Origin of the sequence: Streptomyces sp. NPDC048196 (assembly GCF_040652715.1) — a bacterium.
Classification (GTDB): Bacteria; Actinomycetota; Actinomycetes; order Streptomycetales; family Streptomycetaceae; genus Streptomyces; species Streptomyces siderophoricus.
This window is the reverse complement of sequence record NZ_JBEZMM010000088.1, coordinates 1-23538: the sequence shown is the minus strand read 5'-3', so window position 1 is coordinate 23538 and position 23538 is coordinate 1. Positions and strand designations below refer to the sequence as shown.

At 68.7% G+C, this 23538-nt stretch carries 27 protein-coding genes and 4 pseudogenes; 18 read left to right on the top strand and 13 right to left on the bottom strand.

Annotation, left to right across the window (positions count from 1 at the left end; translation table 11 throughout):
* The 5 genes and pseudogenes from AB0E02_RS38115 to AB0E02_RS38095 all read left to right on the top strand — a co-directional run.
* Positions 1-509 (top strand): glycerol-3-phosphate dehydrogenase C-terminal domain-containing protein (locus AB0E02_RS38115; protein WP_362148989.1); only part of this gene is annotated, 509 nt, incomplete at its 5' end.
* A 148-nt stretch (positions 510-657) separates the two neighbouring features.
* A complete protein-coding gene (locus AB0E02_RS38110; RefSeq protein WP_362148986.1) occupies positions 658-1332 on the top strand; it encodes a TerB family tellurite resistance protein in 675 nt (224 codons plus the stop codon).
* Positions 1333-1367: 35 nt separating this feature from the next.
* Positions 1368-1874 (top strand): ATP-binding protein, encoded by a 507-nt coding sequence (locus AB0E02_RS38105; RefSeq protein WP_362148983.1) that lies wholly within the window; start codon positions 1368-1370, stop codon positions 1872-1874.
* Between the two features lie 3 nt (positions 1875-1877).
* Positions 1878-1985: pseudogene (locus AB0E02_RS38100) on the top strand (E3 binding domain-containing protein); the annotation flags it as partial.
* A 214-nt stretch (positions 1986-2199) separates the two neighbouring features.
* Complete coding sequence (locus AB0E02_RS38095) at positions 2200-2616, top strand: carboxymuconolactone decarboxylase family protein (protein ID WP_362148997.1); 417 nt, start codon at positions 2200-2202, stop codon at positions 2614-2616.
* On the opposite strand, the gene AB0E02_RS38090 is transcribed toward AB0E02_RS38095, so the two are convergent.
* Positions 2546-3076, bottom strand: coding sequence for a DUF488 domain-containing protein (locus tag AB0E02_RS38090; protein WP_362148980.1), 531 nt, complete (start codon positions 3074-3076; stop codon positions 2546-2548). The two genes, AB0E02_RS38095 and AB0E02_RS38090, sit on opposite strands and share 71 nt — an antisense overlap.
* 46 nt (positions 3077-3122) lie before the next feature.
* Positions 3123-3500, bottom strand: a pseudogene (locus tag AB0E02_RS38085) (transaldolase family protein); the annotation flags it as partial.
* A 336-nt stretch (positions 3501-3836) separates the two neighbouring features.
* On the opposite strand from AB0E02_RS38085, the gene folE reads away from it, so the two are divergent.
* Entirely contained in the window at positions 3837-4550 is a 714-nt protein-coding gene (gene folE, locus AB0E02_RS38080; protein ID WP_362148978.1) for a GTP cyclohydrolase I, read from the top strand.
* The gene (locus AB0E02_RS38075; protein ID WP_362148975.1) at positions 4534-5421 is read left to right on the top strand and encodes a dihydrofolate reductase family protein; all 888 of its coding nucleotides are present in this window, start codon (positions 4534-4536) and stop codon (positions 5419-5421) included. Before folE ends, AB0E02_RS38075 begins: the two co-directional genes overlap by 17 nt.
* Positions 5422-6004: 583 nt before the next feature.
* Here the strand turns inward: AB0E02_RS38075 and AB0E02_RS38070 are convergent.
* Complete coding sequence (locus AB0E02_RS38070) at positions 6005-6934, bottom strand: hypothetical protein (RefSeq protein WP_362148973.1); 930 nt, start codon at positions 6932-6934, stop codon at positions 6005-6007.
* Positions 6935-7093: 159 nt separating this feature from the next.
* Here AB0E02_RS38070 and AB0E02_RS38065 point away from each other — a divergent pair, with 159 nt between their 5' ends.
* The 4 genes from AB0E02_RS38065 (at position 7094) to AB0E02_RS38050 (ending at position 10875) form a co-directional block, all read left to right on the top strand.
* Positions 7094-7318, top strand: a complete 225-nt coding sequence (locus tag AB0E02_RS38065; protein ID WP_362148970.1) for a hypothetical protein — start codon at positions 7094-7096, stop codon at positions 7316-7318.
* 437 nt (positions 7319-7755) lie between these two features.
* Entirely contained in the window at positions 7756-8832 is a 1077-nt protein-coding gene (locus tag AB0E02_RS38060; protein WP_362148967.1) for a tyrosine-type recombinase/integrase, read from the top strand.
* Between the two features lie 4 nt (positions 8833-8836).
* Positions 8837-9160, top strand: a complete 324-nt coding sequence (locus AB0E02_RS38055; RefSeq protein WP_362148964.1) for a helix-turn-helix transcriptional regulator — start codon at positions 8837-8839, stop codon at positions 9158-9160.
* Positions 9157-10875: a hypothetical protein gene (locus AB0E02_RS38050; RefSeq protein WP_362148961.1), complete on the top strand. Its 1719-nt coding sequence runs from the start codon at positions 9157-9159 to the stop codon at positions 10873-10875. Before AB0E02_RS38055 ends, AB0E02_RS38050 begins: the two co-directional genes overlap by 4 nt.
* A 349-nt stretch (positions 10876-11224) precedes the next feature.
* On the opposite strand, the gene AB0E02_RS38045 is transcribed toward AB0E02_RS38050, so the two are convergent.
* The 4 genes and pseudogenes from AB0E02_RS38045 to AB0E02_RS38030 all read right to left on the bottom strand — a co-directional run bounded on the left by AB0E02_RS38045 (position 11225) and on the right by AB0E02_RS38030 (position 13621).
* Positions 11225-11650, bottom strand: a complete 426-nt coding sequence (locus tag AB0E02_RS38045) for a DUF4267 domain-containing protein (RefSeq protein WP_362148958.1) — start codon at positions 11648-11650, stop codon at positions 11225-11227.
* A gap of 459 nt (positions 11651-12109) precedes the next feature.
* Positions 12110-12486: pseudogene (locus AB0E02_RS38040) on the bottom strand (VOC family protein).
* A gap of 146 nt (positions 12487-12632) precedes the next feature.
* Positions 12633-12983, bottom strand: a complete 351-nt coding sequence (locus tag AB0E02_RS38035) for an antibiotic biosynthesis monooxygenase family protein (protein WP_362148955.1) — start codon at positions 12981-12983, stop codon at positions 12633-12635.
* 191 nt (positions 12984-13174) lie between these two features.
* Entirely contained in the window at positions 13175-13621 is a 447-nt protein-coding gene (locus AB0E02_RS38030; protein ID WP_362148953.1) for a DUF1772 domain-containing protein, read from the bottom strand.
* A gap of 90 nt (positions 13622-13711) precedes the next feature.
* Here AB0E02_RS38030 and AB0E02_RS38025 point away from each other — a divergent pair, with 90 nt between their 5' ends.
* Positions 13712-14290: a TetR/AcrR family transcriptional regulator gene (locus tag AB0E02_RS38025; RefSeq protein ID WP_362148950.1), complete on the top strand. Its 579-nt coding sequence runs from the start codon at positions 13712-13714 to the stop codon at positions 14288-14290.
* A gap of 70 nt (positions 14291-14360) precedes the next feature.
* Here AB0E02_RS38025 and AB0E02_RS38020 read toward each other — a convergent pair whose 3' ends face one another.
* Positions 14361-15767: an amino acid permease gene (locus AB0E02_RS38020; RefSeq protein ID WP_362148947.1), complete on the bottom strand. Its 1407-nt coding sequence runs from the start codon at positions 15765-15767 to the stop codon at positions 14361-14363.
* 141 nt (positions 15768-15908) lie between these two features.
* On the opposite strand from AB0E02_RS38020, the pseudogene AB0E02_RS38015 reads away from it, so the two are divergent.
* Positions 15909-16145: pseudogene (locus tag AB0E02_RS38015) on the top strand (hypothetical protein); the annotation flags it as partial.
* A gap of 155 nt (positions 16146-16300) precedes the next feature.
* Here the strand turns inward: AB0E02_RS38015 and AB0E02_RS38010 are convergent.
* Positions 16301-17785 (bottom strand): FG-GAP-like repeat-containing protein, encoded by a 1485-nt coding sequence (locus tag AB0E02_RS38010; protein WP_362148944.1) that lies wholly within the window; start codon positions 17783-17785, stop codon positions 16301-16303.
* A gap of 805 nt (positions 17786-18590) precedes the next feature.
* On the opposite strand from AB0E02_RS38010, the gene AB0E02_RS38005 reads away from it, so the two are divergent.
* A complete protein-coding gene (locus AB0E02_RS38005) occupies positions 18591-18848 on the top strand; it encodes a serine hydrolase (RefSeq protein WP_362148941.1) in 258 nt (85 codons plus the stop codon).
* Entirely contained in the window at positions 18830-19471 is a 642-nt protein-coding gene (locus AB0E02_RS38000; RefSeq protein ID WP_362148995.1) for a serine hydrolase domain-containing protein, read from the top strand. The genes AB0E02_RS38005 and AB0E02_RS38000 overlap by 19 nt, the downstream gene beginning before the upstream one ends.
* 269 nt (positions 19472-19740) lie before the next feature.
* Here AB0E02_RS38000 and AB0E02_RS37995 read toward each other — a convergent pair whose 3' ends face one another.
* The 4 genes from AB0E02_RS37995 to AB0E02_RS37980 form a co-directional block, all read right to left on the bottom strand.
* Positions 19741-20292, bottom strand: coding sequence for a GNAT family protein (locus AB0E02_RS37995; protein WP_362148938.1), 552 nt, complete (start codon positions 20290-20292; stop codon positions 19741-19743).
* Between the two features lie 82 nt (positions 20293-20374).
* A complete protein-coding gene (locus AB0E02_RS37990) occupies positions 20375-20695 on the bottom strand; it encodes a hypothetical protein (RefSeq protein WP_362148935.1) in 321 nt (106 codons plus the stop codon).
* A gap of 86 nt (positions 20696-20781) precedes the next feature.
* Positions 20782-21636, bottom strand: a complete 855-nt coding sequence (locus AB0E02_RS37985; protein ID WP_362148932.1) for an IS5 family transposase — start codon at positions 21634-21636, stop codon at positions 20782-20784.
* A 294-nt stretch (positions 21637-21930) separates the two neighbouring features.
* Complete coding sequence (locus AB0E02_RS37980; RefSeq protein WP_362148929.1) at positions 21931-22071, bottom strand: hypothetical protein; 141 nt, start codon at positions 22069-22071, stop codon at positions 21931-21933.
* 277 nt (positions 22072-22348) lie between these two features.
* Here AB0E02_RS37980 and AB0E02_RS37975 point away from each other — a divergent pair, with 277 nt between their 5' ends.
* The 3 genes from AB0E02_RS37975 to AB0E02_RS37965 all read left to right on the top strand — a co-directional run bounded on the left by AB0E02_RS37975 (position 22349) and on the right by AB0E02_RS37965 (position 23466).
* Positions 22349-22807, top strand: coding sequence for an SPW repeat protein (locus AB0E02_RS37975; protein WP_362148926.1), 459 nt, complete (start codon positions 22349-22351; stop codon positions 22805-22807).
* Between the two features lie 66 nt (positions 22808-22873).
* Positions 22874-23233 (top strand): DUF3040 domain-containing protein, encoded by a 360-nt coding sequence (locus AB0E02_RS37970; protein WP_362148923.1) that lies wholly within the window; start codon positions 22874-22876, stop codon positions 23231-23233.
* Positions 23230-23466: a DUF2180 family protein gene (locus AB0E02_RS37965; protein WP_362148992.1), complete on the top strand. Its 237-nt coding sequence runs from the start codon at positions 23230-23232 to the stop codon at positions 23464-23466. The genes AB0E02_RS37970 and AB0E02_RS37965 overlap by 4 nt, the downstream gene beginning before the upstream one ends.
* Positions 23467-23538: the final 72 nt, after the last annotated feature.

Here is a 23538-nt window from a genome sequence, read left to right as displayed (position 1 = left end):
AGCGCGAGACGGTCGTCACCGAGGGCAGCGGCGGCATGCTGTCGGTGGCCGGCGGCAAGTGGACGACCTTCCGGCACATCGGCCGCACGGTGATGCGGCGAGTGGCAAAGCTTCACCCGTCGTTCGCCGGCGATATGAGGCCGGCTTCCCACCTGTCACGACGGGTGCCGCTGCCCGGCGTCGCTGATCCCCATACGGTCGCGGACCGGCTGCTGACCCACCCGAGGGCGGGAGCGCTGATGGACGCGCAGACCGTGCGCCATCTCTCCACCCACTACGGTTCGCTGTCCTTCGACATCGCGCATCTGATCACCGACGACCCAGCGCTGGGCAAGCGGATCCACCCCGACGGCCCCGAGATCTGGGCACAGGTCGTCTACGCCCGCGACCACGAGTGGGCCCAGACCGTCGACGACGTGCTGCGCCGCCGTACGACGCTGACGATCCGCGGCCTGGACACGGACGAGGTCCGCGCCCGCGTCCAGGACCTGCTTGCCCAGAAGGACTGAGGCCATGAGGGACTGGACAGAAACCGACACTCCAGGTGGAGGGAATCCCCCTTCCACCACACCCTCACACGGCGCCGTTCCCCAAGAGTCACCGTTCCGCGGCGAAGCGGGCCGGCAGCATCGGGCGGAGCCGCCGGAAGGCACGACCATGCGCCCGGGGAGAGTTCGCACGACCTGGCGCACCGTCGACGACGGCTCGTTCTTCTGCCCCTCCTGCGGCGGCGACCGCAACTACCTGAGCCGCATCGGCCGCCGCCGGCTCGCTGTCCTCAACATCCCCCTGGTCCCCCGCGGCACAGCAGTATTCGTGGTCGAATGCACCGCCTGCCGGACCCGATTCGACACCGACGTCCTCGACCAGCCCACCAGCACCGTCCTCTCGTCGATGCTCCGCGACGCCGTACACACCGTCTCCCTCGCCGTCCTCGCCGCCGGGGGTTTCGAGGACCGCGCGGCTCGTGAGGCTGCGGTGGGCGCAGTGCGTGACGCCGGCTTCGACGACTGCACCGAGGAGCAGTTGGCCGTCCTCCACGAGGAGCGGGTCGTCGGCACGTGGCGGCTGCCCTGCGGGTACCAGGACGCCATCGACGGCGGGAGCACCACGCTCACCGCCGCACTCCGCCAGACCCTCGGCGCGCTCACCTTGCACCTGGAACACGCCGGGAGGGAGGGTCTCCTCCTACGGGCCGCCCGCATCGCCCTCGCCGACGGGCCCTATACCCACAACGAGCACCAGACCCTGACCGCGATCGGCCGCGCCTTGCTCCTCGGTCGCGAAGAAACCGAACGGCTGCTGGCCGCTGCGGCCCGTAGGGCGCCGTGAGACAACGCTGCCGCCGACAGGAGAAGGCCCCATCCATGTACCACGTCGCTGCCAGCCCCCCAACGACCTTTCCGGCCGGGCTCCAAGGAGGCATCCCCGCCCAAGCATCGGCGCCGACCCCGCTGCTGCTTCCCGGCCCCCTGCGCCGGCACGCCGTGATCGCTTTGCCTGCCGAGGAGCGCCACGTACGCACCGCACGCCGCTTCATCCTGACCCAGCTGACCCGCTGGGGCGTGACCGAGGAAGACCGGTACCGCATCGAGCTCATCGTCGGCGAACTGGCCGGCAACTCGGCCCACCACGGACGGGCCGAGATGACCGTGCACCTCACCCTGACCGGCCAGGACCTGCGCATCGACGTCCTCGACAGCGGCCGGCCGCCCCACTCACGCCCCCGGCCCACCAGACCCCGGGACGAATGCGGACGCGGCCTGGGCATCGTCAGCCACCTGGCCGACTGGACCGACACACGGCACCTCCGGCATGGCCGTCACGCCCGCGCCGGTCTCCGCGTCGCGCTGGCTGTCGGCGGTGCGGCCTGACGCGTGGCGGTGGCGTCAGCCGCCCACGCATGCTCTGTCGCCATCGCCCGCGAGCACGGCATCGACATCGCCACCATCCCCGGCAGCGGCCCAGGCGGCCGCATCGTGCACACCGACGTGGAACAGGCCATCGCCCACCGCGGCGCCCAGCCCGCCGCAGCACCGGCGCCCGCCCCTCCGAGGCCGACCGCACCGCCCTCTCCCGCGCCGCGGCGGGAGAATCCGCCCCACCAACCGTGGTGGGGGGAAGAGATCGAGGAGATCCCGATCAGCCGGGCCCGCCGCCTCACCGCCGAGCGGCTGACCCACAGCGCCAGGCAAGCTCCTGTTCGAGAACGTCAGCCGCGCCGTGTTCGTCGAGGGCGCGCTGCCGGAGAAGACCAAACAGCTGATCGCCGTGGCCGTCGCCCACGTCATCCAGTGTCCGTACTGCATCCAGGGGCACACCCGCCTCGCGCAGCGGAGAGGCAACAGCCCGGAGGGGATCATGGAGGCGATCTGGGTCGCCGCCGAGATGCGTGTCGGCGGCGCCTACACCCGCTCCACCCTCGCCCTGCCACGCGAGGGGAGAGACCGTACCTCGCTGATGACACGCGCCGACGGCGGCTGCGGAGGCGCAGGACAAGGATCGGCTCACCCCTATGACGCGTGCGCACGGGAGCAGGTGGCGGTCACACGCGGTCGTAGACGAGCAGCCCGTCGTCGCGCAGCCGGGCACCCGCCGTCGGACGGTGCTCGGTGAGCCGCCCGTCGTGGGCCAGGTGCAACACGCGGGCGTAGCGCGCGAGGACGGCGAAGTCGGCGATGATCCGCCGGTGGCAGCGCCACCATAGGGACTCCCCGCACATCACGGCGGTACGGACGTCGGCCGCCTGCCGCAGCAGTTCGTCCATGGCCGCGAGGAAGTCCGGGTGGCGGGTGTAGCCCGCGTATCCCCGGAAGGAGGCGTTCTCCCAGAAGACGTCGGGAGAGTCCGGGGACACCTTCCGAAAGCCTCCCAGCCGCCGCTCCCACCGGTAGCCGATCCCCTCCTCAGGCAGCCACCGCCCGAGCGCTGCCCGGCCTACGTCGGGGTTGTGCCGGCTGCCGGGCGCGGTCCGTACGTCGACGACGGCCAAGACGTCGGCGCCGTGCAGCAACTCGGCCAACTGCTCGTGTCCCTCGGTGCCGTGCCCGAACGTCAGCAGCGTCACCGAGGGCATCGCCGGCAATTTACGGTGCGTCACAGGTGCGCTTCATGGAGAACGCCCGTGCCTCAGCCACGGTGCGGGCCGTGTCGTGCGCCAGCCGCGGATCGACCTCGATCGACACCCGTCCGTCCACGCCCTCGGTGACCTCGTACACCGGTCGCAGCACGTCACAGGCCCAGCGCACATCGAATGTCGTCAGCATGCGCAGTGCCTCCTCCACCCTTATCCGCCGGGAGGCCAGGTCACTGATCTGTTGGATGTAGCAGTCGCTGCTCTCGATGGCCCGGGCGAAGATCGTCGGGTTGGTCGTCACCCCGACCACGTGCCGCTCGTGCACCAGCCGGGCCAGACTGCCGTCCACCAGCCGCCGGCGGCTGAGGTCGTCCAGCCAGATCGACACCCCGGCCTCGCTCAGCCGGGCGAGAACGCCGCTCACCATGTCCTCCTTCGCACCCCCAGGACAGCACGGGCAGGGATCCCTCGGTCCAGCATCACCGCCCCGACCCGCGGGCGCAGGTCGAACCGCGCCCACTCCGCGGCGTGCCGGCACGCCGCATGTCCCAGGGACCGGCGGGCGAACGCCCCTCAGCGAACGAGGGCGGTCTGTCCAGATGCGGCGGCGCTGCCACCCGTGCACGATCGAAACATCGACCACGACAACGCGGCAACGAAGAACGCTCAGCTCCCGCACTGCCCCCTGGGCCCGGCCGTCATTCCGCCGGGCTTGGCCGACTTCCGGCAAAGAGAAGACGTCCGCAGGAAGTGATGTCAGGTGAGTGATCAGCAGCGGTCCCCCGACGGGTCTCCGAAGGTCGGCGGCCTGGCCGGGGACGACCTCGGGTACGACAGCGCGGAGTGGGCCGCTGTCCGACCCCGGCGCATCAGCACAGAGCAGTGGCAGCAGTACACGGAGTACATGCGGGAGATCTTCACCGCGCTGGGCATGCCGCCCGACACGCCCTCCACCGTGGACACACCCCGCCGCTTCCTGCGCGCCCTCTTCGAGGCCACCGGCGGGTACGAGGGCGACGAGAAGCTGGTCACCGCTTTCCCCACCGAATGCCACGGCGGCCCGGACTGCCGCATCAGCCAGGTCGTGGAAGGACCGATCCCGTTCTTCTCCCTGTGCGAGCACCACAGCCTGCCGTTCTTCGGTACCGTCTACGTCGGCTACGTCGCCCACGAACACATCCTCGGCCTGTCCAAACTCACCCGACTGGTCCGGCTGTTCGCCCGCCGCTTCTCCGTCCAGGAACGCATCGGCCAGCAACTCGCCGACGCCCTCGAACGCATCCTGGAACCGCACGGAGTCGCCGTGCACCTGGAGGCCGTGCACCTGTGCACGCAGATGCGCGGGGTGCGCGAGATCGAATCCAGCACCCGCACCACCTACTGGCGCGGCAACTACGACACCGAGGACCAACTGCGGATCGAGTTTTTCGACCTGTGCGGCCCCAGGAGCACCGGGCGTGGCCGGCTTTGCTGACACGCCCACCGGCGCCGAGGACCTGCGGACCGAGCCCCTTCAGGTGCTGTACGAGGAACCCGGCCTGCCGCACTGGCGGCTGCCGCCGGCTCTCACGACGCTCTACGGCGGCGACCTGGGCTTTACCGAGCCCCGCATCTACGCCAACTTCGTCGCCTCCCTCGACGGGGTCGTCGCCCTCGGCCCCGAGCACCCCCACTCCGGCTCCACCATCAGCGGACGCAAGCCCGCCGACCGCTTCGTCATGGGCCTGCTGCGATCCTGCGCCGACGCCGTGGTCATCGGAGCCGGAACCCTGCGCGCCTCACCCCACCACCACTGGACTCCGCAGCACGTCTACCCGACGGCCGCCGGCCACTTCGCCGAACTGCGCCATCGCCGAGGTCGCCCCGCCGACCCGGAACTCATCGTGGTCACCGCCCGCGGCGCCCTCCCAGCCAGTCACCCGGCCTTCCAGGCGGGAGCCGTCGTCATCACCACCACCCCCGTGGCCAGGGACCTGCGAGGCAGTCTCCCGGCGAGCTGCACGCTCCTGGCCGCCGGCCCCGGACCCCGACTGTCGATGGGCGCAGTGCTGGATGCCGTCCACGCCCGTGGACACCGCGTGCTGCTCACCGAAGGCGGCCCCTACCTGGTCGGACAGCTCATGGCGGACAGTCTGCTGGACGAGCTGTTCCTGACCATCGCACCAGTCCCCGCCGGCCGCGCCGACTCGCCCCGGCCGGGTCTGGTCGCCGGGCAGGAGTTCCTGCCCGCACGGCGCCCCCCAACGCGCCTGGTCAGCACCAGACGGTGCGGGTCGTACCTGTTCCTGCGCTACCGGTTCCACCACGCGATCAGCGAGGGGAGCGATCCCCACCCGCATGCGTGACAGGCATCCGGGGCGGGAGCGGTTATGTCGTGCTGCCTCAAGGCTTCAGGCGTGTGAGGCACGGGCGGGTTTCAGAACGTGCCTGAACAGTATCTGCGTCTTGTTCAGGCACGTGAGTCCGACGAGGTGTGGACGAAGTCGCTCGCCGCGGACGGCCGCACAGTGGCGGGGACGCAGATCACTGACCTGTCTGCGGCGACCTGTCTGTGGCCCCTGACCCTGCCGAGTCGGCGCCCTGCGGCGAGGTGGCGGGATGGACAGAGCGGGCGAGGTCGTGCTCACCCAGCCGATGCAGACCGCCGGACACAGCACGCGCTGGACCGCCGCCCCGCCGCCCCGCCGCCCCGCCGTCCAGCGCGCCGGCCACGGCGAACACCGCAGCCCAGGCCACCACGCGCCTGCGCACACCCCTACCGCCCCTGCCGACTCACCCGCCACCACGTGCGGACCCCTTGCGCCGGGCGAAGCCGGGACCCATCGGCCGCTGACGGCCGGACGGCATCGGCAGGCAGGGCACGAGGCGGGCGTTGAAGAACTGCCGGGCGAGCTGCCGCCCACTGCTCGGGGGCGGACTTGAGCGGCGTCAGCCGAAGCGCGCCGCGACGGCCTGCTCCAGGGTCAGACCGCTCGCCTCGTCCTCCGGTTCGAGGAAGGAGTGGATCACGGCGAGTGCCACGGTGCCCATGAGGGAGTGGCGGTGGGCGTCGTCGAGGACACCGGAGGCCGGGTCGCCGATGGCACGTAGCGTCACGCCGTCGGTCGCCGCCGACAGGGCGTTGGCCAGGTCGTCGAGGGTGAGGCCCGGACGCAGGCGCAGGCCGCGCTCGGTGAGGACGGCGGCGTACAGCTCCTTCCACGAACCGAGGTAGTCGGCGTAGATGCCCGCTGTGATCCGCGCTACCTCCTCGTCACCGTCGGCCGCCATCATCAGGGCCAGACCAAGCCGTACGGAGGGCAACTCGACGCTCTCCGCCGTGTGCCGGTAGGCGATGTTGTGTACGGCGCGCACGAAGTCGCGGCCAGTGCGCCCGTGCACCAGGCGCCTGATGTTGACGGTGCGCTGCCTGCGGAACTCCGGGTGGTAATTCCACTTCCACACCGCGAAGTTGATCAGATCGATGACGAAATTCGAGTACCGCTTCCAGCGGTCCCGCAGCAGCCCCGCGCCGTCACCGTGACGGACGAACGGCTCGGGGTTGCCGCAGAACGCCTCGTCCACGCACCGCTGCGACAAGGGCCCGAGCAGCCGGCTCGTGCTCGTTACGGGGCGCTCGGCACCGGGCCCGAAATGCTGGCCGAGCAGTCGCATCCCGGCGGCCAGGAGCGAGGCCGTCACGCGGTCGTTCGCCAGCCGGGAACGTCCCCAGGGGGTGCGGCGGTCGAGGCCGACCCGCAGCAGGACCCCTGACAGGTCCTGGTTGTACGGGAACGGCAGGTCCCGTTTCCTGCGGGGCGTGCGCGGCTCGCGCCCGTCGTCCATGCCGTCGCTGTCATCGTCATCCCATGGCGTCACGAGTGCATGCTCGCCGGAGCATCAGTAGCCAACAACCCCGCATGCGCGTGGACTTGGCCTGAGGCGGGGCTCACCGAACTCCACGTCCCTACGGGGAAGCCGAGCGCGCACCGGACCGGTACACATGAGAGCTCCTGATCCCGGAAGAGGGAGACGACGGTGCTCACCACCAGTACGGGCCTCGCCCTGTACCTCCTGGCCTCCGCAGCCGCGAGCGGCGCGGCGGTCCGGCTGCTCCTCGGAATCCTCACGGCATACGCCGCGCGCAAGGCGCTCAGCCACGCGGACACCCCGCAGGATGATCCGGAAGCCGCGGAGCGGCTCCGCGCCCACCGACGCTCGGTACTGCGAGCTCTGCTGAACTGCCTCAAGAACCCCGGCTGAACCCCCTCAAGGCATCCCATGCCAACGACGTCCGTCCCGATCCGCCCCAACACGGGACGCTGAAAGAGCGAGGTCCGCAGCGCATGCACACCGACATCGCGATCTACGGCTGGAGTGCCGCGAGCGCCGGCACGTACCTGTCCGCCATGTTTAAGCCCAGGTCACTGGCCACAGAAGTTGTCCTTCGGCCGGGAATCATCGGGGTGGCTGTCCTGGTCATATCTTTCCGCGTAAAAACGTTGGACTTGGAAACGCACCGGATCTCGGTCTGTCTGTAGGCCGCCGAGTTCGTTCAGACCCGGGGCGGTGGGAGTGGGCTGCAGGCCAGGTGGCATGGGATGCCCAGCCTGCACGGGGAAGTTTGATGGTTCGTCGGAAATCATGAAGCTCTGCCAGTAATCTCGATTCACTCGTTGTCTCGCTGAACTGAGCGGCCCATGGCACTGGCAGTCATCCGGAACATCTCCTCGGCTCGCGCGCTGCGGACGCAGCGCGACATCGAGGACTTCGAGCAAGAGATCGTTGATCAGTTCGCCCTGTCCATGGCCGCGGCCAATCTGACCGACAGCCACATCGGCAATGCGCGGGCGGCCATCTTCGAGTTCGCGCGGACTCTGAACGGCCCGCTGTGGACTGCGTCGTGCGACGACGCAGACCGCTTCCTGACAGGGCTGCGGTTGGAGGGCCGGGCCCACAGCACCCGGGCGGGCAAGGCCGGCATGCTGGCCTACTTCTACGACTTCGTGATCAGCCGGTACCAGGGCGACATCCATGCCCTGACCGGCTCCGTGGTCCAGCAGCCGATGGACGAGTACAACCGCCCCAGCAGCCCGGTCTTCGCCAACGTGCGCATCCCGCCCTCCGATGCGGAGGTCGACCAGCTCTTCGGGCAGTGGCGGACGTCGGTCGCCCAGGCCCGCAAGTACCTGCCGGCCGCCCGGAACTACTTCGCGGCCTCGCTGTGGCGCCGCCTGGGGCTGCGGATCAACGAGGCACGCATGCTCGACATCCGCGACTGGCGCCCTGACTTGGGCTCGTTCGGCAAGCTTCATGTCCGCCACGGCAAGGGCAGCCGGGGTCGTGGGCCCAAGCCGCGTTTGGTTCCGGCGATCAACGGTGCTGACCGTCTGATCGACTGGTGGCTGACCGACGTACGCCACCAGTTCGGACCCGACTGGTCCCATCCCGATGCCCCGCTGCTGCCCAGCGAGCGGCATGACGAGCTCACCGGGCACTGCACGCGGATCAACCACAGTTCCCTGCGCGCCGGCCTGGCGGGCGCCACCGAGCTGTGGCTGCCGGCCTGGGCGGGAAGGCTCACGCCTCATGTCTTGCGGCACTACTGTGCCTCCTCGCTCTACGGGGACGGGATGGATCTGAAGGCTCTGCAAGAACTGCTCGGACACGAGTGGCTGTCGACGACCACCCGTTACATTCACGTCCACAGCGAACACGTCGAGCGAGCCTGGACGAGTGCGAACGAGCGGCTCGAAGCGCGCTTGGGAGAGGTGTGAAACCGTGCAGTGGAACCTGCGGCTGAAGGCCGCCGAGCGCGGCATCTGGAAGTCCACCGAGATGCGCCGACTCCTGGCGGAGGCCGGGCTGGAGATCAGCGCCGGCAAGATGTCGGCGCTGTGGACCGGAACACCGACCTCGATCCGCCTGGACGACCTGGACGTGATCTGCGTGGTCCTGGACTGTGACCCGACCGCGCTGCTGATCCGCGAACCGGAGAAGGTCGCCGCCCGCCGGCCGCCCAAGCAGGACAGCGCCGCGGCCTCCGATGTGGGTCCGGTCGTCGCCCCGCGGTTCGGCCGCCCGCGCTCGCAGCCGCCGCTATGAGCACCCCGCCGCCCTCGAAGTGCGCGGTGTGCCAGGTCAACCGCGTCGCCTGGACCAAGCCGCGGATGGACTTCTGCTACAGCTGCCTGCCCGGCGGTCCCTTCACTCCGCCGCCGTGCAGGGCCTGCGGCAGCCCGGACTACTTCAGCCAGGGACGGTGCACTCGCTGCCACCCCGGAGCCCCGCTCCACGTCGGCTCCTGCCGGGGATGCCTGGCCTGGGGCGTCTACCGATCCCACAGCTGGCAGTGCTGGAGCTGCCGCTGGTGGTTCACCCACTACCCCGTCGACATCTGCGAGTTCTGCGGCCGCGAAAGCCGAATCAACGGCCAAGGCGCCTGCCGACTGTGCTGGGAGAACGCCCGCCTGCATCAGCAGCCCGGCCGGGCCCCCAACCTTCAGACCGCCAACCAGCATGGGCAGCAGCTCTTCCTCGCCAACCTCCAGTACGACAAGACCGGAGCCGCCCGACGGCGTGCCGCCCGCGCTCGTGCACTGCACCAGCAGCGGCCACCGGCACTTCCCGAGACCATCACCGGCGCACGCCAGCTGCTGCTGTTCCGCATGCCGCCCGGCCACGGCGCCATCAAGGAACGTGCGTTGACCGGGGATTCGCGGTTGCTTCGCTACTGCGAGCCGGTCCTGCGCGAGCACGCCGAGCGGCACGCGTGGACACGGCGCCAGACCAACAGCGTCGTCCACACACTCAAACTCCTGGACGCCCTGCAGGACTGGCCGGGCGCGAAAATCCTGGCCAGCGACGTCGCCGCCAGCATCCGATACGGCGGCACCCAGACCTCGACGCTGGAGATCCTCGCCGCCGCCGACCTCCTGGTCGACGACCGGACCACGGCCGTCGAGCGGTACTTCGCGAAGAAGACCACCGGCCTGCCCGAGGAGATGACCGGGCAACTGCAGCTGTGGTTCGACGTCATGCTCAAAGGCAGTACGACCGCCCCGCGGCGACGGCCCCGCCACGAGCAGACCATCCACCTCCACATCCAGGGCATGGCCCCGATCTGGCGACGATGGGCCGAACAGGGACGCACCTCGCTCGCTGAGATCAGCAGAAAGGACTTCATCGACGCACTCCCGGCCGAAGGAGCAAGCCGACTCTTCGCCGACCAGGGCCTGCGCTCGGTCTTCGCCTTCCTCAAGTCCCGCAAGAAGCTCTTCACCAACCCCACCAGAGGCGTCCCCGTAGCCCGGAGCAACACCACCGTCCCCACGCCCCTCGACACGGCGAAGATCCGCGAAGCGCTCAACTCGCCCGACCCCGCCGTGGCCCTGGCCGTCGCGATGGTCGCTTTCCACGGACTGACCGGCTCGCAACTCGCCGCGATCCAGCTCACGGACATCAGCGACGGCAAGCTCACCCTGGGCGAGAACACCATCCCGCTGGCCGGACCGGTTCTGACCCGCCTCACCGCCTACCTCGACCACCGGACGCGGAGCTGGCCCAGCACCCTGAACCCTCACCTGTTCGTCAACCGCAAGACCGCCTCGCGGACCACCCCGACGAGCAGGCTCTATGCCTGGCGCAACCTCGACGTGAAGCCCCAGGCCCTGCGCGAGGACCGCATCCTCCAGGAGATCTTCGCGACCGGCGGCGACGTCCGCCGCATCTGCGACTTCTTCGGTATCGGGATCGACGCGGCCCTGCGCTACACCCTGGCCCTCGCGAAGGCCGACCCCGAAACCGACTCCGAGCAGTAGCCGACGGGAACTCAGGACCCCACCTACACTCATCACTGCAGCTCCCGGAGTCGGAGAGGCAGCAAAGGCGCTTCAGTTTTCGTGAACTCGGCGCTTTTTCAGTGCATGCGGGCGTCGGTGACGAACAGCTGGGCTTCGTGGTTGTGGAGAAGGTGTTGGACGATGAAAGATCGTCCGGCGACTTTCCAAGGCCGCGGCCTCGGTTCAGATGGGAGAGGGGCTCAACGGCTTCCTAGCCGGAACCGACCTCGCTCTCGATATCCCCATGTCACCCTGACAAGCCGAAGTCGGTAAACCGGCGAGGTCGCGCATCAGGATCGGTGGCATGCCGACACGCGCCCAGGTGGCGTTAGGCGGGCTGCGGGGTGGGCGTCGTCGGAGCGGACGCGACCTTGCGGGTCTCGCGCATTATCAGCAGGCCGTTGACCACCATCAGTGTCGCGGTCAGGCCGTGGACGCCGAGCGCGGTGGCCACGGAGCCGTGGTGGGCCAGCACGGTGGCCATGTCGCCATACGCGGCGAGGGCTTCCACCAGCAGCACCCAGCCCAGCGCCCGGCGGTGGCCCGTCACCAGCAGGATGCCCAGGACCAGGGCCAGGACGACGTCGCGGATTCCCTTGATGATCAGGAAGCCGCCGCCGTCGCCGGACGGCCAGCTCGGCAGGCCGAAGCTCGGCGCCGTCGTGTCCGGGCTCAGGATGAATTCCCCGCCGAACCAGAGGATGAAGAGGATGAAGGCGGCGACCAGGACGGTGTTGATCTTATTCAGCGACATTGTTGTTCTCCTTGCGAGTCTTCGTGAGTTTGGTGAGCTTCGTGGAGCTTTCTGAGTCGTGTGGGGCGTGATCAGGCCGCGCGGACGCGGCTGATCGAGGGGCGTAGTTTGCCGGGATCGGGAGTGGTGGGATCTGAGTGGTAGCTGCATTTCCGGATGTTGGGATTTCGGTGGCCGCTGCTGCCGGGGGAGTGGGGATGGTGCGCGACCGGCGTGGTGTTGGCCCGCGGGTTCGGATGCGGGCAGCGATTAGCAGGTCGCCTACCGACCGGCAGGGCGCCGGGATCGCCTTACTCGTGGTGTCTTTGACCGCGTCCGGCCTGCCGGTTCGTCTTCGTCGATGCCGATGTGCCGGACGTCTCGTCGGTGGGCGGGCCCCGGGCTGGGAGGGCTGATGGCGCATCTCCGAATGCGAGCCCGCCACCGGCAAAGTCGTGACCCGTTGGGCCGCCGTCGGCCTCATGACCCGGCGCCGCCCGGGGTGAGGATTTCCATGAGATGTCCGTCGGGGTCGTGGAAGTTAGTGCCCCTGCGGCCTTTGGTGCGCTTGCTGTGATTGATCGGCCCAACCTCTTGGCATGGAGGATCGCCGCAGTGGGTGATTCCACCGTGCCGGATGCGGTCCGGGGCAGCGTCGAACTCCTGCTCGCTGACCATGAACGCGTAGTGGTGGGGCGCGAAGCCGGCCAACTGGGTGTAATCGAGGCGGACTTGTCTGGCCAGCGTGAAGTGCGCCACCGGCGGATCGACGCTCAGGCCGAGGATTTCGCCAGGAATTGCGCCGAGGCTTGCGGGTCACGGGCGGGGACGATGGTGTGATTCAGTTCCACGGCCATAGGGATTCCCTCTCCGGGACGGGGCTACGAGTGGTGGGGCGCTCGGCGGCCTTGGCGGCCCGGCATGGTGCATGGATACCTGACTGCCCGGGTGAGGGCAGCGCTTCTTCGGCTGCCCTCCCGTGGCTGCAGCTGCAGCCGCCGTGTCATACGTCGATCTGCTCGAAGATGTGCGGGTACGACACGATGTCGTCGGGGAATTCGGCCGCCATGCGCTGGAATTCCGGGCTGCCGAACGCGGTGGCGAGCGCCTCGGTCGACTGCCAGACCGCGACGTTCATCAGAAGCTGACTGTCCGCCGTTCCTTTGTGCATCTGCAGGGAGACGAATCCGGGCTGAGCCTTCATGAACTCGGCCTGCCGGCGAAAGAGGGCCAGGAACGCTTCGGTCTTCTCCTTCGGGACGATGAAGGTGTTGGCCAGGACGATGGGCCCGGTCTTTTCCTTGAACTGCGCGAACACCGGCGTGTGCGGGTCGAGACTCTGCAGCTTGGCCATTTTCGGTACTTCCTCTCGCTATTGGTCAGTGGGTGTCGTTGGGGCCCACGTTCTGGGGATACCAACGGAGTTCGAGGGTGTTGGAGTCCGGGTTGTGGACGTGGATGGAGGTGGATGGAGATGGCGGTGCCGCATTTCGGGCGGACGGCCGAGCGGTTGCGGCTGCCGACCGGGTGGGCGAGCCCGTGGGCTCAGGTGAGGGCGGCGACCAGCAGGGCGAAGGCGGCGATGATGACGGCGACGCGGACGTAGTGGTAGCGGTCCCAGCGGTTCAACTGCTGCTTCCAGTCGGCGGGCCGGTTGTCGGGGGTCCACGTCTTGCTCCGGTTGTTGATCGGGACGAGCAGCAGGAGCGACATGATCACGCTGAGGATCAGAAGCATGCCGGCGGTGACGACGAGGCCGGTGCCGTGGTGGTGCCACCGGGCGACAGCCCAGATGCCGACCAGGACGAGCGAGCCGATGTACCAGACCGGCATCACGGCGCCGAGCATCCTGCCCCCGTGGGCGTGGCCGAGTTGGCCGCTGTCCTCGGGGAGGGCGTTGAGGATCGGGTTGATGACGAAGGCGACGGAGAACTCCACCCCCACCATCACGCCGACGACCACGATGGTGACGACCTCAAGTGCGTTGAACATGATGACCCCCCGGGCCTCTAGCGCCGCTAGCTGATGAGGCAACGCTAGCGCTACTGCCGCTCTCCTGTCTAGCGGTGCTAGGATCGAATCATGTCGGTACAAGAACGCAAGCAGCGCGAACGGGCGGAGCGCGAGCGCCTCATCGTGGCGACCGCCCGCGAACTGGCCGAGCAACAGGGCTGGGACGCGGTCACCACCCGCCGGCTCGCCGAGCGCATCGAATACAGCCAGCCCGTCCTCTACAGCCACTTCCGCGGCAAGCGCGAGATCATCGGCGCCGTCGCCCTCCAGGGAGCCACCGAGATGGCCGCGGCGGTGCGGGCCGCGACCGCCGCTGTGGACGGCCCGCGCGCCCGGGTGTACGCCCTCGCCCGCGCCTACCTTGACTTCGCCGCAGGCAACCCGGCTGTCTACGACGCCCTCTTCCAGCTCGACGGCGGTCTCGCGTACGCACAGGAGGACACCCCGGAACCTCTCAAGGACGCTTTCGCCGCGCTGCTGGAGTGCCTGGGCGAGGTCGCCGGGGACGGCGTCGAGGCGGGGCTGTTCACCGAGGTGTTCTGGGCGTCCCTGCACGGGGTGGCGACTCTGACCCGGTCGGGACGGCTGCCGCCGGAGTACACCGAGCAGAGGGTGGAGTTGCTGGTGGACCGCCTCGCCATCGTCTGACACACCATCCCGACAGGCGCGCAGCCGGGGCCCTGGGGCCCCGCAGGGGCCGTGCACGCACGAAACAGGCTCAGTCGTCTTCGGCCTCGGCCTTGGCTTCGACGTCCTCGATGCCGCTGGGGCGCCCGGCGCGGGTCCAGCGCAGGTGGAGGGCGGCCGCGATGGCGACGGTCGCGGCCATGGAGAGCACCGGCCAGCCCCTGGTGAGGTTGACGGCAAGGGTGAAGGCGACCGCGACGGCGGCCAGGGCATTGACCGTGGCCAGGAGCGGCTTGCGTTCGGTGCGGGCGAAGCGGGTCATGGCGATCAGGCCGACGAGAAAGCTGACGAAGACGGCGACGGCGTAGAACAGGACGAGTTCCTGTTCCTTTCCGGCGGCCGCGACGACGATCACTGCGGCGGCGGCCAGATATACCGCCACCGACCAGTACGGGGTGTGGTGCCGGTTCGTCCGTCCGAGTACGGCCGGAAGGACCCCCGGCCGGTCCTCGGTACCGGCCAGAGCCTTGAGCAGGCCGGGCCCGGCCTGGAAGGAGGAGCTGGCGGCGGCGAGCAGTAGCAGGGAACTGGTCAGCTGGAAGGCGGCGTAGAGCCAGCCGGGGCCGGCGGCGGCATGGGCGATGTCGGCGATCTGGGTGGAGTCGTGGCCGGGCAGCCCGATGTGCAGCCGGCCGGCGAGGACGGTCAGCGCCAGGGTGAGGCCACCGACGATGACCACCAGCAAGGCGAGCGTTCCGCGGCCGAACCGACGGCGTGCGGTGTCGTCGAGCTGGCCGAGCTGGGCGATGGCTGTGGACGGTGCTTCCACGCCAGTGGCCAGGGCCATCGCGACCGGGAACGCCAGCACGACGGCCAGCACGGCGGAGTGGGCGGCGGGGTGTGGCGTGGCCGGGGCCGAACCCAGCGAGCGCGGTGCTACGAAGCCCAGAACGACGACCGTCACGCCGACCGCGACGAACAGGGCGGTCATCACCGCGAACAGCAGCCGCCCGCCGTGTCCGAACCATGTCAAACCCGCCACGACCACCAGCAGGACGAGAGCGAAGACGATCCGCAGCGACGCCAGGGCCGGGGCCAGGGCGATGACCGCGCTGGCTGCGGCCGAGATGGAGATGCCGATCGTCAGCACGAAGTCGACGACCAGAGCGCCGATGGGCAGGAAGGTCCAGGACGGCCCGAAGGCGCGCCCCGCGGCGGCGGCCGCACCGCCACCCTTGGGGAAACGGCGAACCAGCTGCCAGTAGTTGGCGGTCACCACCACGACGAGGCCGACGACCAGCGACATGGTGGGCACCAGCCGCGACAGGTCGCCTCGGAGGGCGTGGAGTGCGGCCTCGATCGCGTAAGCGACGGAGGACACCGGGTCCGCGATCACCGCGAACGCGAAGGCGAAGAACAGCACCGCCCGGTGCGGGCCTCGCCGGCCGGAAACGGCCTGGGAGGATGCAGCGGGGACGAGCGGCTCGGGAGTGCTCATGCCGGGACCTTTCACGACAAACGCTGTCTGAACACTTCGCCGACCAGACTTCCCGGCACACCGAGCGGCAACGATACGTCAGAGGACCGCTAGTGAGACGTCAAGAAGTCGTCAAACTCGATCGGTGCGGCGATCGGCCCGATGGTTGTCATCCAGTCTTCAGGGACGGTGGGCTCGACGTACCGGACCTCTACGCCAATGGGGACGACGTGGCCCACGGCATCGTCGCCCCTCTCCGCGCCGCGACCGTGGTACATCGCTACGCTCGGGGCTCCGCGACCTGGTCGCCGAACTCGGCGTCCGCAGTACCGAGTTCGCCACCTGCGGCAACGCTACGACGTCGGCTCCCGCACCAACGGACACAAGGCGTACCGCCATCCGGTCGCAGGGTCGATGACGCTCACCTCCGAAGCCTTTGACGTGGCCGCAGCGACGGGCAGGGACTGGTCGTCCACCAGGCACCGCCGGGGACATCTGATCGTGCGGCGCTGTTGGGGTCGTCGTCCTGGCCCGCCACGAGCGGGAGCGGTGGATCAGAACGTGACCTGCGCACCGGGCAGGGCGCCCCCGAAGGACCCGTGGGGGCCGCGCACGGTGAGGCCGGTGTCCTTGCCGCAGATGTCGATTGATCCATGGGTGCTGGGCCCCGTGGTGGTGCCTCGGGCGATCCACACGCACCCGTCGGAGTTCTCGCCGGGAGTGCCGACGACTACGTCTGCCTTGCCGTCCTTGTTGAGGTCAGCTAGGTGGGCCGCGGCACCGAACCCGTCGTCGGTCTCCGCGTTGCCCGGCACGCCGGGGGAGTTCTGGGAATAGGCGGTGGCCTTGCTCGTGGTCAGACCCGCTGCGGAGCCGTACAGGACGACGGTGCCGCCGGCGTAGGCGCGGGCGCCGATCGCTTCGCCGGGCACGCCGACCAGGACGTCCTGGTATCCGTCGGCGTTGATGTCACCGGTGCTCAGCGACTGCCCGAAGCGGTCTTCGTGCTCCGCGGCGCCAGGGATGCCTGCGGTGTCCTGGTGGAAGACCCGAGGCCGCTGATCGGCGGTGATGCCGTGGGCACTGCCGTACAGCACCTGGATCTCGCCTCCGGTGTGCGCGCCCTGCTCGCCGTCGACGGTGTAGTCGTCGCCGATGCCGGTGATCAAGTCGCCGTAGCCATCGCCGTTGACATCCGCGATCCGGCCGGTGTGACCGTCCGCGTACGGCAGCTTGAGCGGCGCATTCTTGGTGGGGTCGGCTTCGTCCACCGGTCCGCGATCGAGCAGGACCGGACCGCGCAGGTCGCCGTCGGTCGATCCGGGCAGCCAGAACCGCTCCGCCCGGCCGTCGCCGTTGACATCACCCATGACCACACCCCGCGTGTCACCGAGGCGCCACTCGCGGTACTGCGCGGCTGCCTGGCCACCCCGGGTGAACGGACCGGTGTAGGAGACACCTTCGCAGCGCGATGCCACGGACACCTCTGGTGCCCCGTCACCGTTCATGTCTCCGGTGGCCAGGCCGCCTCCGAAACCGCAGTAGATCCTGCCGTGGCCGTACCGGGCGACGGGATCGACCGTCGTTCCGCCCTTCAGGCCGGACGGCCCACCCCACAGCACGGTCACCGAACCGCGGGTGGAGGTGCCGTTGACGTCCTCGTGTGGCGCGCCGACCAGCAGGTCCGCATAGCCGTCCCGGTCGAGGTCCGCACTCGCGACCGCCGCGCCGAACTGGTCAAAGGCTTCCGGCTCGCCCGGTACCGCCGGCGACGCCTGGGTGATCACGGTGCGGCGGGTGGCGCTCACCGAGGAGGCCGAGCCGTACAGCACGACCACCGCACCGGCTTCTTCCACTGTGCCGTTGGCGGCGCCGGGCGCTCCCACGACCAGATCACGGTAGCCGTCGCCGTTGAAGTCGTCCCGCACGGCCGACGTGTTCGCGCCCTTGTGGGGCGCAACGGCCGAGGCAGGACCGGGGACCAGGGCGAGGGCGGCGACCGCGATGAGCACGGCAGGGACCGCAACGGCTCTGTGCAACGAAACTCCTTGCGCCGAAGATGAGTTGGGCTTGTGCCGTTGAGCTGCTCGTCGCACGGCGCGACGGCCGGCGTCGATGCCGCCAGCACCCGCCCCTTACGACACACTTACTGAGCCGATGGTTGTAGCGGCTTTTCCTCTCATGTCACGGGCCGTTGGGAGGTTGCGAAGCTCAGACGCAACCCTTGTCGGCACATCGCGGAGACCGCGTGCGCCCGTCGATCACGTCAAGACGCAAGCACCAGTGACAGAGGAACCATGCTTCCTCGTGGGGCTCCGCGACTCGATCGGCAGCGCGGCTGCGGTCAGCTGCCCCGCCACCTCCCATCGATCGGCGGCCTCGGCCCGCCATGGTCTCCGCCACCTCGTGCTCGCTCAGCTCACAGCGTGTCGCTTCGGCGACGCCGACACCAACCGGTGACTGCTGGATGGCCGAACCAGACAGTGCGGACTTCTCCAAGGGAGCCGCCTGGGCGGGTCGTGGGATCAGCCCCCGACGGGAAGGCGGTCAGATGCCCAGCCTCGTCGGAATCCCTGAGTCGTCATCAGAGGAAACCCGTAAGGGAAGGCCGGCTCCGTAATCATCTTTCTTCGTGATCACGGTCAGGGGCAGGGCTCCATACGCTGAGGGCACCAGAGCACCGCGAAAGGAATTTGGCCATGCGTCGTCGAACGGCCCCCGCTTCCGCGCTGCTTGCCGTGACCGCCCTCGTTCCGGCAGCCGTTCCAGCTGCTGCCGTGCCCGCCGGTGGGCACGCGATGAACGCGGCGGCCGCGCGCGGGTCCGGCAGGGGCCGCCGGGAGCGTGACCAAGACCTTCGTCGCCACCGTCGCGCTGCAACTGGTCGACGAGGGGCGGATCGGCATGGACGACCCCATCGGCCGCTACTTGCCCGGCCTGATCCCCGGCGGGGACGACGGCATGCCCGTAACCGTACGTCAGCTGCTCCACCACACCAGCGGGATCCCCCACTACACCGATGTGCTTCGGCGCGGCGATGACCCGATACGCAGGCTCAGCATTCGCACTACACGGCCCGCCAGCTGGTCGGGATCGCACTGAAGGAGCCCCGCCCGTTCAACCCCGGTCAGCCCGGGAAGTGGGCGTACTCCAACACCAACTACATGCTCCTGGCCATACTGATTGAGAAGGTCACCGGTCGTACGTTGGACCACGAGATCGACCGTCGCATCGTGCGCCCGCTCAACCTTACGGGGACCAGCGTCCCCATCACCCCGCACCTGCCCGGCCACCACCTGCATGGTTACGAGAAGCTTCCCGGGGAGAACGCGCCGGCCGACTTCACGGACTTCAGCCCCACGGCGTTCTGGTGTCCCGGCAACATCGTCTCCACCACCGCCGACCTGAACCGTTTCTACCGCGCCCTTCCAGGCGGCAAGCTGCTACCGCCCTATCTGTGGGAGGAGATGCGGACGTTCCGGGACACGGATCGCGGACCGGACCGGAAGTACGGGCTGGGTCTGGAGAGCAGGACCGCGTACTGCCCGGGAGGGAAGCCCGTATGGGGCCATACCGGCAGCGTCCCTGGGTACCGCACGTTCAGCTTCACATCGGCCGACGGTCGGCGGCAGATCACCCCCGTCGTCAACACCAGCCTCACCATGCCGGAGAAGGCCAATGACGCAGCGCTGAAGGTGTTCGGCGCGGCCCTGTGCGCGAAGTAGCCGGTTCGAGCGAGGCTTTCAGAGGACGTTAAGTCCGTTTGCTGTAGAGGCCTTTCGGGCTGGGTGAGGATGCCTTGGCTGCCGAGTCAGCCGAGTGTCGGCGGCGGCTGAACTCGGCCGTCGTCGAGACCGAGTCGGGAGCGGGTGACGTTCACCGTGGAATCAGCTTCATGGCCAGGGCCGAGTCGCTTACGCTGCACCCTGCCTTTCCTGCGGCCCCGAGGGATCGACAGCTGTGAACGTGCAGAAACGGCAAGTCAAAGGACTGCTCAGCTACCCAAAGCTTGCCACTCCGGCGCCAGCACCGACCAGACCTCGGCGTCGTGGCGGACGTCGCGGTAAAGGTAGGTTTCGCGCAGGACGCCCTCACGGGTCATGCCGAGTCGCTTGGCCACGTTGATGCTGGGCGTGTTGTTCGGCGACACCAGCCACTGCACGCGGTGGATGCCGCGTTCGTTGAATGCCCAGTCGATGATTAGCCGTGCGGCACGTCCGACCAGGCCCCGGCCTGTGGCGGCAGGCTCCAGCCAACAGCCTGCCTCGCAGGTGCCGGCGGCGGCGTCGAATTTCGGGAAGGAGACGCCACCCACGAGGGTGCCGTCGAGCCAGATACCGTACAGTCGGCCGGTGTCGGAGGCTGCCTTGTCGGCGTAAAGCTGGAGATAGCTGCGGGCGGAGTCCAGGTCTGCGGCGAGGTCGGGCAGTTCCATGTGCGCACCGATGAAGTCACGGCCCCGCTCCATGTGTGCGAGGAACTCCTCGGCCCGCCACGGCTCCAAAGGCCGCAGCTCGGCCCCGTCCCCCAGGGAAATCGCGAACATAGCCATCCTTCAAGGTGCGCTTATCCGGCCGTTGGATCTTCGCACGCCCACCCGCTACGGACGGCGGCGGGGGCTTGCTGCGTTATAGGGGGTGTTGCGTCCGTTTCTGGTAGCGGCCTCGTCCGGGTTGGGTGAGGAAGCCTTGTCGGACGAGGCGTCCGAGGCGGCTGCGGGTGACGTTGACGGTCGCCTCTTCGGTGGGCATGCCGAGGAGTTCGTGCAGCTCGCGGGCTCGGAATGCCCGGCCGGGGTGCTGCTTGAGGGCGTTCATGATGGCCTGGTAGGCGGTGTTCGTCTCGGGCGGATCGGGCTCGGTCCCGGGCGGGATGCGTTCGGCGATGATCTTCCGGCTGGTGGCCAGATCTGCGAGTCGTGCTTCGGTCTCGGCCAGGGCGGCAGCCAAGTGGCCGATCTGGTCGCGTAGTTCACCGGCCCGGGCCGTGGTTTCGTCGTGCTGGTCCTGGAGATCTGCCAGGAGCTCGCTGATGTTCAGGCGGCCAGCCCGAGGGCGTCGCGCCAGGTGGGGGCGGGTGTGGTGAGGCGGCGGGTCATGTTCGCGATGGAAGCCCAGTAGACGCGCGAGGCGGAGGTGCCGGGGCGGTGGTCGTACTCGCGGGCGAGGCGGCGGTGCAGCATCAACGTGCCGTTGACCTGCTCCACGATCCACCGCTTCGGTTGCGGGACGAAGCCTTTGCCCTGGTCTGCGGGGTTACGGCGGACGACCTCGACGTCGATGTCCAGCAGGGCGCCGTGGATGAGAACCTCGTCCTTGAAGCCCTGGTCCACCAGGGCCTTCTCCAGACGCATCCCGCACCGCTCGGCCGCCTGGTCGAGCAGGGCGGTGCCGGCGGCGTTGTCATGGGCGGAGGCGGCCAGCACCACGACGCCGATAATCAGTCCCAGAACGTCGACGACCAGTCCCCGCTTGCGCCCCGACACCTTCTTGTTGGCGTCCAGTCCCGTCGTGGTCTTCGGGACACCCACGGCCGCGCGGACAGAGTGGGTGTCGATGATCACCAGGGACGGGTCCTCTAATCGCCGGGCTCTCTCCCGTACCTGGCAGCGCAGGAGTTCCTGGATCCGCTGGTCGAGCCCGTCCTCGCGCCACAGGCCGAAGTAGTAGAACACTGCCGACCAGGCCGGAAAGTCATGGGGCAGATAGCGCCACTGGCAGCCCGTCCGGTTCTGATAGAAGATCGCGTTCACTACCTCCCGCAGATCGCAGGACCCGGGATCTCCGGTCGCTGACCGCGCCACCCTCTCCTGATTCCAGGCCGTGATCATCGGCTCGATCAATGCCCATTGCTCGTCCGCTAAGTCGCTCGGGTACGGCTCTCGCTTCATGCCCTGCATCTCAACATGGACATGGCTGGCAGGCGCCCCGTGTGGCGATCAGTACTACGATCGAGCGATCACGAACCGAGGAAGATCGGACTTAACATCCACTCAGTTGCTGAGGGCGGCTTGGTTTTAACGCCATGGAAGGTGATTGATTGGCTCCGTGTGAAGGCGCGCCGGAGGAGGATGACAGCATCGGGTTGCACCTCGGGGACGACCCGATCGATGCCCTGCTGCCGATGTGGAGGTGCGAGTTGGACCGGCGCCGCTTCCGCGTGCTCGGTGGCCGCCGCCGCCCTGTCACTGGCCTACGTCCAGGAGATCGCCGACCGCACCGCCGCTGCCCGCAGCGGCCCAGTCGCTGGCACGGCCGAGGTCGCTGCGGTGCGGGACATGGTGGGTGTCTTCTCCGAGATGGACGAGCGCCACGGCGGTCAACACGTCGCAGTGCGCTCGTGCAGTACCTGCGCGACGACGTCGCCCCCTGTGCCGGGAGCGCTTCCGCACCGAGCAAATGCGCCGGCAGATCCTCTCCGCTGCCTCCCGCGGGTGCACCTACTCGGCTGAAGCTCTACGACGCCGGCCTGGATGGCCTCGCACAGGGCTACTACCTGCAGTTCTAGCGGGTGCGGGGGCCTATTAAGAGCTTCACCATTGCAGCCTGCAATGGTAACCTGGAATTGAGGTCTTTGAGATCAGATAGAGGGAAGCGATAGCAATGTCGGACCTCTCCCATTCCACTCCGGATATCACCCGCCATCCTGACGTGGTGGCGATGCAGGAGCGCTACGCGCAACTGACCAGAGGACGCCAGGCTGTCGCCCTCGACGGTCTGGTTCTGCTCACCGGAACATACGCGACGATCTCACCGTGGGTAGTGCACTTCCGCCTCACGAATCCGTCGCTGGCGGTGAACAACCTCATCCTCGGCATCACGCTGTCCGTGATCGGCTTGGGTCTGGCGCTCGCGGCGGAGCGGTTGTACCGCCTGAGCTGGACCTGCGCAGTGATCGGTGTCTGGCTGATCATCTCGCCCTGGGTCGTGACCGCCGGTCACAGCCCGACTGCTGGGATCATCTGGAACAACGTGTGGATCGGAGCCGTCGCCTGCGTCCTTGGGCTCGTGGCCACCGGAATGACGGTGCGGACGGAGCGCCGGCCACTGACCGGTCGGTAGCCAATCTGATGCCTGGGCTCTGACGGTATCGGTGCGCACCACAGCAACAGGCGAAAGGAGGCGTCCATGACCCTTCCCATGCACGACCGGCGGGTCCTCGCCGACATCGAACGGCGCTTCATGCAGGACGACCCCGATCTCGCACTTCTGCTGGCGACCTTCGGCGCCTCTCACCCAACGCACCACCGGCTCGCCGCCGCGCTGCGCCGCCATGTCGGCGCCGTCATGGCCTCCGTGGCGTTGACGGCGACCCTGGCGTTGCTGGTGGCGGCGTCAGCGGCCGGGAGCACGGCGGTGCTGCTGGCGGCCGGGGGCATGGCGCTGGTAGCTGGCATGCCGAAGCTGGCCACGCGCCTCGGTGCTGGGACGCGCCGCCGACGGGCTCGGCTGGCTCGTTGGACCCGTGACCACAATGATCCCGGCTGAGGACATCCATCTCACCTGCGCGGTACGGCAGTGATCTCGATGTCCTCAAAGGGGAGGAGGAGCGATCCGAGAAGTGCTACGACTGCGCGGCGTCGGACGAGGTCGTGGACGCTGTCGCCATCTGCCACCACTGCGGTGTCGGGGTTTGTCTCCGCCACTGCCATGTCGCCAGGGAGCCCGGGCACCGGTTGGCCGGCGTTGGCCAGTCCACGCTAGGGGGTGTCTTCAAATGATCTCGGGTGGTGGACCATGGTCGGGTGATACGTCGCCATGAACTATCCGATGCTGAGTGGGAGTTCGTCCGA